This is a genomic window from Halalkalibacter urbisdiaboli, assembly GCF_002156385.1.
GTDB lineage: Bacteria > Bacillota > Bacilli > Bacillales > Bacillaceae_D > Halalkalibacter_A > Halalkalibacter_A urbisdiaboli.
Map to the genome: position 1 here is coordinate 1,161,164 of NZ_MVJM01000001.1, position 11,900 is coordinate 1,173,063.

Sequence of the window (11,900 nt, forward strand, 5' to 3'; positions counted from 1 at the left end):
TCCCTTACACGTGACGAAGCAAAGGGTACAGAACTACTTAACGTAGTGAAAGATTCTTATCCAGAAATTACGAAAGAAGATGTAAGATGTGAACAAGTGCGTGATTATGCCAAACTTATTACAGATTTAAAAGAAAAAAAGCAAATAGTAAATCAAAAAACCCCCATGTTATAAAAATTTACACAAGGGGGGTTTTTTTCTTATTATAATAACTACTATAAAGACTTAAGACTTAAAGCTTATTCTTAGGTCATTAAGCAGTTTATGACTTTTTAACCATTCCAATACTTCTGGTGTTAGGTGTTGGACGGTTGCCTCTGCTTTATAAACTTTTTCAAGAAATTGAATAATATCGTTATTAAGATTGAGGTTTGAAATAATACTGTTACCCTGACTGATTCCTTGTTCCAATTGACCAAAGCTTTTTTCATCGGGTCTACTCTCAAGAAGTGATTTAAAATTCTTGATAAGTACTCCTACTTGTTGTTCATGTTTTAATAAATCTTTTAATATCAATAAAGTGTTTATTATTGGTGTTATTTTTTCACTTGCTACCTCTTTCCATTTAACTTCTAAATTTTCAAGGTAATTTGTCAAACCTAATTTAATCTCAGCAATCTCTTTCTCTGTAGGTATAGTACCAGACTCGATTGTCTCTGTTAATTGTTTCAACTTTCTGCTATAACCCTTAGATTTAAAAGGGAAATCAATTTGAATATCCCTTTTTAGAAATTCCATTCTTAATTCATTAGCTCGTAATCCTACTAAATAGATATCATCGAGGAATTTGGATAAATTCTCCACTTGTCTATTATTCTGCTTTATATCATTTAAATTTAACCCCGTAGTAATTAAATCAACAGTCTCATCAATTTTATTTAATAGCATATTCTTCATTTTCTCCTAAAGTCGTTAAAGATTTATTTACCTTCGTAATAGTCTTTTTCAGGTTTTCAAGATTATTATTATAATCTTCTACTTGATTTTTATTAGAGTTAATTAAGCTATTATATTTGTTAGAGAACTGTGTCACAAGCTGGTCCGTTTTTAAGAGAAGTGTTAGATAATCAACTAATGATTGATATGAAAACTTAGATATATCCACTAATTTCTCAAATTCATTGCTATAATCCTGGTCTATTTTTAGGAAAGCAAAACGAATTTCCTCAGCTAGTTGATGAATCTCTTCATCGCTAACTAAAACATGTTTGAAATCCTCTTCAGAATAATACTCTTTTGCTTTCCCTCGTAAAGTATTTTCTAAAAATGATTTGATCTTGTAGAATGCATTTTCGACCTCATCTACCTGAACATATTGTTTTATTCTACTTATTACAGTGTTAAATTGGTCAACTTCAGATTTTATAAGCTTAGGTAGTAAATCCCTCTGTTGTTTTGCTAAATTGTAGGAAACATAAAGTTGAGAATTTAGTGTAGAGACATTAGGCATATTGTCTAAAGTCCAATTTGTGTAAACTAAGTCATTAATCTCCTGTAAGATTGGCTGAGCGTTAATATATAGCTTATTAGAATCCACCTTGGCTTCACCTAATAAAATATTAGAGTTTTTAATTAAGAACTCATTATTATTTTTTATGTCCTGTTCCTTTAATGATTTTAATTGAGTATGCCACATCTGTGAATGATCCGTGTCACCGTTTAATTGAGATGTATTCATCAATTTAAGATACAGTTCTTCTACTGTCTCTCTCCCATCTATTTGGCCATTTAAAACACAGAGATAATATTGGTTATAAACCGCCCACTTCATCATATTCCATGAAACGTCTTCTTCAGTAGTCGTTATAATCTTAACCAAATGGTCCATGTATTCTGAAATCCAGTTATAGACAAGCAATAAATAATCAGTAGAGTTAGAGAACTCCCATGTGCCTTCCCCCAAAAATTTATAGGCCAAGATAGACTCCATAAACTGATAATTTATCTTGTTTTTTTCTAAGACCAACCCCGAGGTGTTTATCTCTACTGGTTGACCTTCAATTCCAACTCGATTAATCGAATTATTTCCAAAAAAGTTACTTACTAAGAAAGTAGAAACCCCGTAATTTTGCCATGGGATGAATGAATTTAAGAAATTCACTATTTCAAGCCTAATTATTTTATGATTTGACAGTGCACCATTTTGTTCAAACCAATGGCGTAGTACCATTCGTTCTTGCTCATATTTTGAATGAACACCTGGTGAGTTTTTTTCTTTTTTAGGCTCTTTTTTGGCTGCTACCGGTGGAGTAGGCAGCACTGAGCCGCTCTGAAGCTCTTTTCCTTTAATAGGTGCAAGGTGAAACGCCTCGAACACATCTAATGGTAAATCCCCTATTTTCACTTCACCATCAATTTCAGTTCTAAATGCAGTTCTATTCCCCCAAACTCTAAGTAAACAACTTAGTTCGTCTGCATGTTCTGGGGATTGATTATCTAATAATGTTTTATGCAGCTCTTCCGCCCATTGTGGAATATCATAATAGTTTCTAAAATCCTGCCACTTACCAGGAAAGTTCATAGGGTTTTGCAAGTAACGTTCATATACATGTTTAATAATTTGTTTGAGGAAAACACGTGGTGTCTTTTCTTCTAATGTTTCATATAGATGTAAGATCGCTCTTTTATTAAAAGGAAATAAGCTAATTTCCCCTAGCAAAGGGTCTTCAAAAGAACTCCAGCTATGCTTTTCATATAGATTAGAAATAGGCAAATTAGTCGTATTTGCTCCCGTTGCCAACCAATGGTTTAACACATCGCTTTTTGTATTAATTGCATTTAAATAACGTGCAGCCAAAATCACCACGTCATCTTCTCTTGCAAATAATGAGTCTAATTCGATAAAGATTCTTCCAGTTACCCGTTGTTTTAAGTTATCCGGAAAAAATGAATTATAGTAAGATGTTGTAGTGCCTACAACAGAAAACAGTCTACAAATTTCATCATTATTATGATTCGATACATTTAGCGCTTCAATCAAAGAACGATCTATTCCAGTAAATGAAGTAATATCCTCAATAAATAAAGTTAATACCTTATTATTTTGCTTTAAATGTTTTCGCAAATCATAGATAATTTGTCTAAAATCTTCTCCACTCATCTGAAGACAAAGTTGAATTACTGAATCAATATAAGTGTTTAAATATTCACTTACTCTTTCTCTGAAGTCTTCCTTACGATAGATATCTTTAGCAAAGCTACTAGCACTCCGTGTAACATCTTCATAGTCTTCTATTCCTTCTCTGAACTCTATAGAAATATTAAAATCTTCCGGCGTAAATCGAGCATCAAACTCATTTTGACGTTCATCTTTAGCGTTTGACGAAATTTTATGAAATAATCTAGTGAAAGGTCCATTTTCAGTTGCAAATAAATGTTCTATTGCATAATTACACTTAACAAATTCAATTAATTTATCAGATTCTCTTTTACTGAGGATACAATCCGTAAAATCTGTTTTCGCTTCTAATTTTGTTAATAGGTTATTTTTTATGGAGTAAAGAAGTTCGGAATCATCAAGCAATTCTTTTGCCAGAGATAATTTTTTTAGAATTTCTTCGTTATTAATTTCACTCAAAGCCTCTGATTGTAAGATTTGCATAATTGCCGATTTTAATGTGTTTTGATGCCTTTTAATCGAAACAATAACTTCATTTGAATCTTTATTTATCATGTATTTTTCCATTGCCCAACGGATAAAGTGAGACTTACCAGAACCACTATCTCCTTGAACCACTAGAAAATTGTGTTTATTCGCTTCCTTTATTAAATAATCGGAGAAAAAGTCTTCCTCGTTTATACTCTTTTCTATATCATTACCTATGCCACTGGAAGTATATTTCAATCCTGCAAAAGGTAAATGAGTAGCCATAAATTCCGCTGGGGACGTATACGTAGCATCATTTACTATAACTTCATCTAACCGCTTTAGTAGTTGTTCGTTATTCAAAATGCTCCCCCCTTATTTTAATATGGGTTGCTCTTTGGTCTACTTCATGAAATACACTTGGTGTTAAACTCCAGATATTTACATAATCTTGATGATACTCTAGTTTTATTACCCCTTGATCATGCAAGTCTCGTAAAGCCATAGAAAGAAAAACAGATATAGAATTATCTTTTAAACACCCTTTAAATTCAGGACATTTATTTTTTAACCACGCAAAGAAATCTTGTAAAGGTACTGGCTTATCTATAGCTAACTCACCGGCAAAGTACTGAATGATGTCTTTTATTCTCAAGGAGGAATTAGGAACGAAGACTTTATTATGCAGATTACCAATCCCCAAAAATACAGCCCATAATCGCCATTGTAAATGGAAACTTGGATTTCCTTCTTGAACTAAAGCTGGATTCTGCTTGGTATAATCATTAACCTTTATACCTAGAAGCTTTTCATCCTGCCCCACAACCCACTCCGTAAATACATAGAAAATTGTCTTATCACCAGAAAATAAGATAGAGTTTAATTTTCTCCTAAAGGTTTGTATCGACTGTATATCACCCTTTTCGATTTTTAACCCATATTTTCCATCACTGTTTTCAGAGACCCATCCACATGTTTTTGCATAGCTTAAAACTTTGCTCAACTCTCCTTCATTATTTAAGGGTTGAACTAAATGTCTTAATTCCTCTCGAGTATATTGCTTATATTCAACTAACTTTAATAGTGCATATAGTCTTTCCGGCAATACTTCTAATTTAAAATTAGTATCTATCTGCATGGAGACCTCCGCTACAATACTTAATTGGTCCATCTACTAAATCACGTAGTTTTCGTGCCTCATTATTAATAATTAAATCTTTCTTTGAGATATAGATATATTTATTGTTTTCCATGTGCCTCTGATTATTTTTTATATAGGAATATATCTTGTCTGTTTTAGATGAGCTGCTTTTCATAACAACACTTATCACTCCACTTAGAATGATATCATCCCCACCAAGCACTTCATCAAACTCATAAACAATTACATCTGATTTATTTAGATAATTGAACATTACTTCGTTTCTATCCTCCACTAATATCATGTCAAAATGATGTTCTGATAGGTAGAGGGGATTAAATTCGCCTTCAAATTCGTAAATCGTTTCTCTTAGCATCAATGCATCACTAGCTCTATAGTGCTTTAAATAGTTTAGAAAGCCTTTTCGACCATCACTGATTGTAATATGCTGCTTGCTGAAAATAGCTCTCTTTTGTTTCTCTCTACATGATGGACACGTCCGGCATGCTCGTGTTGTATATGGGTAAACATTTTCAAAGTGGAGGCCAAAACAAGTATTTTTGGTTTTCTTAAACATCTTTCTTATATAAGCAACTTGGTCATTAATTTTATTTCGTTCTGCTTCCCTTGGGATTTCAATTTTAGCTAAAAAATCAGATTCTGGATTTGTAATGTCTAAATCCTTAATTTTTATCATGACATTATATTCAGAGTTTGCTATCCACTCGGCGTCTAAGATTTCAATTAGATTATTCCGGTTAAGGAACAACAAAACATACCCGTACCAGTTTGCGAATAATCTACCTGTAAATTCTTCCATGCGGTTTAACGGTTTTACCATTGTGTTTACTACTAATTTATCTCCACCTTCAACAGATATAGGTTGTTGTATTAGGTCAATGAATTTTTCTCTAATTTTCTCCGTCGTTAATACTTTACTGTTCGTTAAGTGATTCACTAATTTAATATCCTCGAGCTGAAATAATAAAGATATTGATAAACTAGGAAATCCATCCCGTCCACCTCTACCTACTTCTTGATAGAAGCGGTCGATACTTGGAGGCATGTATAAATGAACCACTGCCCTTACATCTTTTTTATCCATACCTACACCAAAAGCAGATGTAGCAATGATAATATCAATCTCATCATTTTTCCATCTAGAAATAATTTCTTGCCTATCGTCATTACTGGTATCTCCTGTGAAGACAGCCACACGATTATATTGTTCATCCTGAATAATGGATGCATACTTTTCAGCGTCGGCTCGTGTTCCTACATACACTATAAATGGCCTTGGAATTTTAGGTAGAAGCTCCCTGAAATATTGGTTTCTTTTTGAAATTCCTTCACAGTGTTTGTAGTAATACTGAATTTCATCACGCAGAGTGTCCGTTCTAATTTCTACTAGATTTGTTTTTTCAGAAAATAATTCTTTGAGAAGCTCTGTACTCTCTTCTGATAATGTTGCTGAAAGAAGAATTGTCTTTAATCTACCATTTGTTAACTCTAATAGTTTTTTTCTTATTACAGCTAGCAATTGAAAGTCAATTCTAAACAAATCTCCCCATTCATCAATGATATGAGCTTCATCAATAACCAACCGATTTAATTGATCATCGGTTGCTAAATCAAATAATACTTGTTTAAACCAAGGTCTTAGGACGACCTCAGGTGAAGTGAAAACCAGAGAGACGGTTCCATCCTTTAACTCTTTTTCGATTTCTTTTCTTTCTTTGTTTGAAACTCCAGAGTGGATTACACGGACACTTAGTTCGTTATCTGTATAAGCAGCTGCTATATTTTGTTGCTGGTCCATAGTTAAAGAAACAGTAGGCACAATGACAACTGTTACTCCAGACTTGTCATAAAAAGCTGGCATTTGAAAAACGAGTGACTTTCCCCCACCTGTTCTTAACGCTGCTATTAACGTACTACCTTCTTTTTGTGTTATCGCTGCATGTGCAAGATACTTTTGCCCTTTGGATGTGTATTCTTCATATCCTGTCATATGAAACAGGTAACCATCTCCTGCAACACGATTTTCTGGAGCAGGTTGATATTTATATACACTGTTAATTTCCTCACCAACTTCTAACCATGACGGAAATTCAGCAGAACATGAAACTTCAACTACGTCATCGAAATGGAAAGGACTTATTCCAAAATACTGAATACTAGTTAAAATGTTTCTATATAGCGTTTCTGGCATCTGCAATCTACTATTTGTTATTAAGAGGTATTGTCTTAGATTGGCGAGAAAATCGCGTAATCCAGACTCCGTTTGCAAATAATAGCTGTAGCAGTTTAGTATTCGCCTCACAACATAATCGATTGGAGAATCTGCTTTACTTTCATTAAGTTGATCTATGGCGCGTTTAGGTTTTACCCTTCCTGCAAAAACATCCTCTAAGAGAGTTTTATAGCGTATCATTGTTTTCTCACCCTAACATAATAGACGGAATCTAATTCATACTTGCAGTTAAGGATTCCTTTAACAAGTAGCTTAAACAAGTCACTACTTGCAGTATCTATCACTGTTTTGTCTTCATAGAATGTTCGAGATTGTTGATGTCCATGGTTTTCAAGACTGTAATAACTAGAAAATTGCTTCCTAACCGTTTCCAACCTTTTTTGTACCTTTTCCTTCACATGCCCGAGACTTTCGTTATGCGCTTTGATCACTAATTTTTCCCACTTTTTTGGAGGGTATAATTCAATAAATTGGTCAATCTCACTAACCCTTCCACCTCTTCGACCCAGGTGAGTAATTAAGCTTTGGTTTCTAGAAGCTATTAAATCTTCTATTACATCAACACTTATTGATTCATTTCCAGAAATTCTTACTAAGTCCGCTTCTGTTTTTACTAAGTTAAAGCCTTTTATTAAATTTAAATTTTCCAATGGAATATCATTTTCTAATAAATACCTCGTCCGAAAGCTCGTCTTCCATTTAAATACCAACCCACTAAAATCAAAGTCCCCTGTTAGTTCCATTGCACAACATGTCCCTTTATAAAATGCACTAGCATGAGATAATAACGAATCAAAAATAGGTTCCCCTGGGGCAAAAAATGCCAATTCTTCATTTTTAATGGCCATATCTCTATCATAGGTTCCTATAATTTCATTAGGATTGTTTGAACGTTTTAAAATTTCTTCCGTCTCTAAAGGGACATAATGCGCTTTTTTAAATGAACCATAACTAAAGGACTGAGGAGAGAATTTTGCTAGTGGCGTTTGATTTTTCAGGACTGTTTCACCGTTAAATCCAACCATTCTCCCCCAAGCATTCATAGCATCAGAAAGGTTTTTCCCTTGATTGTCATCAATCGTATGAATCAAGTTCTCGATCATTCTTTGCAAACGCCTACTCATTTGTCGATTTGCATCATATAACCGTTCTTCACGAAGTATTTTATTTAGTGCTACTGTCTTTTGTTGAAACTCCTCAAGAATAACTTCAAAATTTCGATTATTTAAATTCAGTAAATAATCATTAATAATATTTTCAAATTCTTCTAAAGCAATTTCTAATCCACTTAATGATTCGCCAAAGATATTAAATGCACTGGCCCAAATTTTTAATAAGTCTTCTTCAAGACTATCCTGAGCATAAAAAACAACAGATAAAACATTTTTTTCTACGTCTCTACCAATACGGTCGAGACGTCCAATTCTTTGTTCAATTTCGGCAGGTGAAAATGGCAAGTCAAAGTGAATAATAGCATCTGCGATTTGAAAATTTCTTCCTTCACCAGCTGTATAATCACATAACAAAATATTAACATCTTGCCTCGTTTGGAAATCATATACATTTTGCGAGAGTTCTTTATTACTTATTCCCGCATAAAAGTTTCTAAACTTTTCAGACCCAGTATAAATTTCTAACATTCTTTCCAACATTTTTGCGGATTCTGTATATTTCGTGAATATTACAACTTTTTTATCGTAGGCTTCTTGGTCAAGGTAGTCCAGTAGCTTTGTCACCCTACTATTAATTAATTCAGGGTTATCTAAAAAGTAGTCTGGGTCTTCCAACTCTTTATGAACAGCTTCTCCATACTGATGTAGCTTGTTTATTAGTTCATTATAGATAGGTCCACAGTCAATTATTGGTGAATGAAGTTCAAGATAAGATTTTAGTGCAAATGGGGAAGAAAACATTCGGTTAAATAGCTCTTTTACAATATTACTATCAGCCAGATTTTTTTCTTTTAATTGATTTATTAATTCTATAACGCATACATAGGTTTCAAGTTCATAATAATTGTTATTAGCATCTTGCATCATATACGATTGTTTTAATAACGTTCTATTGGCAAACTTATTTTTTAATTCGTCACGTCTATGACGAATAATATCTCGGTCGATTTGGTAATATTCCGCAAGATATTCAAGCAATGTGTGAATGGAAGCTATAGCATTATCGGGTTCATCTTCGCTTATCATATCGTAGGTCGAGTTTATAAAATCATCCTCAACGTAATCATTTATCTCTTCTAATTCAGAGATAATGTCTTCAAGCAATCCAGTATCTTCATCAGATGTATCGTAGAATTCTTCTAATAAGTTTCTGATTTCACAAACATGTTCTTTTATCTTATTATTTTTATCTACTAGTGAACCAAATTGAGTAAGAGATATATTATGATACATTTCTGGCTTAAGTAATTTTAACAGATGTAAATATTCACTCCGTCTGGCGGTGATAGGTGTAGCCGTCAAAATAAGTACATTCTCTACACGACCTGATAATTCATAGATAGTGTTATAAATAGCATTGTTCGAAATTACTTTGTGGACTTCATCAACAATCAATAAGTCCCATTTTCTCTGTAATATTCCTTTGTATTTCTCATTATTTAACCTTTCCAAAGGGATTATAGCAACATCGTCTAAGTCGCTAATATCACCTTCATCATAGATTGTTGCAGCCATCCAAAGCTTAATCTCAAACTCATTTTGCCACTGTCTCATTAACGTTTCAGGAACAATGACTATTGTTTTAAAGTTTGTTTTTTTTCGGTTCAATGTACTTGCTATAATCAATGCTTCAATTGTTTTTCCTAAGCCAACTTCGTCTGCTAACATTAATCTACACTTATTTTGTTTCGATGCTCGCATAATTGTATCAATTTGATGTGGAAATAAATAAGCACGGGCACCAACTAAGGTTTCAAATCCTATAGGTGCATTTTCCAAAGAGTTAGAGAATTTGCTCACCACTTGTCGATTTAAATACCACTTAGGATTTTGGAATTCATAGGATAATAATTGATAGATTGGGTTTATACTTCCCAACTGAAAAGAGGCATCTATGTCAGTTTCACAAACTATAATAGGCCTGTTTTGATCCATGATATAGTAATAAGTAAAAGGGACATTTTTCCTTTTCACTTCATCTAAGAGGATGCCTTTCTTCTGGACATTATTAATAAAATAAATAACTTCGGTACTTTTTTGAATAGATGATCTAGTAACTGCCAACTTACTATAAGTCAGTTCTATCGGAAGTGTTGGTAAATACTCTCTAAGCCCATCGTGGTCATAAAAACGAACTTTAACTTCGTCATATTCTTCGTTGCAAGCTATCACTTTTCCTAAGATAAATGCTCTAGGATCACTTTCGCTTTCATTATCGAAAGGACATCTTACATACATTCCTTCTTCTAAAAGAACTTCTTTCATATTAATCATCCTCGTAACTAAAAGTGTCTTTTTCCCCGGTTTCCACATGGACAACTTCAAAACTATAACCTTTATTAGGTAAGTAAGTTGAAGTCAATCGAATGACATCATCGGTATAAAAGAATGGTAAATAAAAGGAGTAATGTGTTAAAGCACGTTCTTTCCTAATCCCCTTCTCTTTCCACTCCTCGAAAATCATTAAATTAACATGGGTATCTAATGCAAATTTCACTGGAAATGAAACGCTGCCGGTCTTCTCTTTTTCAAGAGTATCCAGCTTCATGATTGGATGGATATCGTTTAAGTATCTTAAATTAATTTGTTTTGATTTAGTTGTTCTCTCAACTTGAGTAGATATCGAATACGTTAGTTCGTTAACAAGTTTTAAGTCTCGGTCAAACACACTTTTTATAGGTTTTTCTACCAAAAAAGCTAACTCCCATTTACATACTAGAATAATTTCCTCGATAACATATTTATACAAGTAAAATTTTACTCGTTTAATGAGTTCCTCAAGCTTTTCATTAATATCACTTTTTTCAAAATAAGTGATATCTTCCTGCTCCAACCTGTTTTTAGCTTGCTCCAAGATAGTTTTTAGCTGATTTGAAAGCTTTTGCTGCCCCGAAGTACGTGCAGCTGAATCTCCTACAAGCAAACATTCAAAATAAGAGATAAGTTCATTTTCTAATTCACTATTCTCTAATTGTTGTTCGACAAGAATATCATACGCAATATCCGCTTCAATGGTTTTGTATCCTAACTCTGAGTATTTGTATTCGTACAATACCTTTTCAAAAGTGATATTAGTATACATTGAAGCAGGACCGAAGATGAATTTAACCTGTGTTTCCTCTACATAGATAATTAATAAATTTTCCATTCTATTCCTCACTATAACCAGTGTAACCCTGCTATCCATTCAACATTATACTTTTCATACTTATACAAAATCGCGAATGTTGATTTCTGTTTATTATTTACCAAGTTTTTGTAGTCATCTAATCTTTCAAGCAAGGAATTTTTCATCAGATGACGTTCTACGTAGGAGACCCAACGAACGTCCTTAATAATATAATCATTACGGACTCCGTTGGACCAGAACTTCATTCTTAATTTACCCGTTCTTACATATAGTTCATGAACAGACGTAATTTTAATAATTGAAAATTTTTCTACATTCCTATTAATTTTAAAAGCTTCAATATTTACAGCCTCTCTATCAAAGAAGTCTTTCAATTGCTGACGAGAGTATCGGTGGGTAATCGATCTTGCACCAACTGGATAAACGAAATCGCCTTCTCTTAAATTTTCTACTTCTGTCACAGCCCCGATATCAAAATAAACATTATCATGTTTAATAATCTCATCTCTATGAAGCTCAATAGAAACTAACCGGCACTTAAGCTCATCGTAACAAATAACAAAAAACTCATCTTCTCCACTTTGTGATATTGCAAGTGTTAGTAATTTTCTTGACAT

General features: G+C 33.2%; 7 protein-coding genes. All 7 read right to left on the reverse strand.

Features of this window, described 5'->3' with window-relative positions:
• Positions 1–225 precede the first annotated feature (225 nt).
• The 7 genes from B1R93_RS05815 to B1R93_RS05845 are packed head-to-tail and all read right to left on the reverse strand — an operon-like array spanning position 226 to position 11,900.
• Positions 226–888 carry a hypothetical protein gene (locus B1R93_RS05815; protein ID WP_088102999.1) on the reverse strand — a complete coding sequence of 221 codons (663 nt, stop codon included), beginning with the start codon at positions 886–888 and terminating at the stop codon, positions 226–228.
• On the reverse strand, positions 875–3,949 hold the full coding sequence (locus tag B1R93_RS05820; RefSeq protein WP_088103000.1) for a hypothetical protein: 3,075 nt from the start codon (positions 3,947–3,949) through the stop codon (positions 875–877). The genes B1R93_RS05815 and B1R93_RS05820 overlap by 14 nt, the downstream gene beginning before the upstream one ends.
• Positions 3,942–4,724 carry a hypothetical protein gene (locus tag B1R93_RS05825; protein WP_088103001.1) on the reverse strand — a complete coding sequence of 261 codons (783 nt, stop codon included), beginning with the start codon at positions 4,722–4,724 and terminating at the stop codon, positions 3,942–3,944. The genes B1R93_RS05820 and B1R93_RS05825 overlap by 8 nt, the downstream gene beginning before the upstream one ends.
• The gene (locus B1R93_RS05830) at positions 4,708–7,161 is read right to left on the reverse strand and encodes a helicase-related protein (protein ID WP_088103002.1); all 2,454 of its coding nucleotides are present in this window, start codon (positions 7,159–7,161) and stop codon (positions 4,708–4,710) included. The genes B1R93_RS05825 and B1R93_RS05830 overlap by 17 nt, the downstream gene beginning before the upstream one ends.
• On the reverse strand, positions 7,158–10,418 hold the full coding sequence (locus tag B1R93_RS05835; protein WP_165763738.1) for an SNF2-related protein: 3,261 nt from the start codon (positions 10,416–10,418) through the stop codon (positions 7,158–7,160). The genes B1R93_RS05830 and B1R93_RS05835 overlap by 4 nt, the downstream gene beginning before the upstream one ends.
• Position 10,419: 1 nt before the next feature.
• A complete protein-coding gene (locus B1R93_RS05840) occupies positions 10,420–11,301 on the reverse strand; it encodes a hypothetical protein (RefSeq protein WP_088103004.1) in 882 nt (293 codons plus the stop codon).
• An 11-nt stretch (positions 11,302–11,312) separates the two neighbouring features.
• Complete coding sequence (locus B1R93_RS05845) at positions 11,313–11,900, reverse strand: hypothetical protein (protein ID WP_088103005.1); 588 nt, start codon at positions 11,898–11,900, stop codon at positions 11,313–11,315.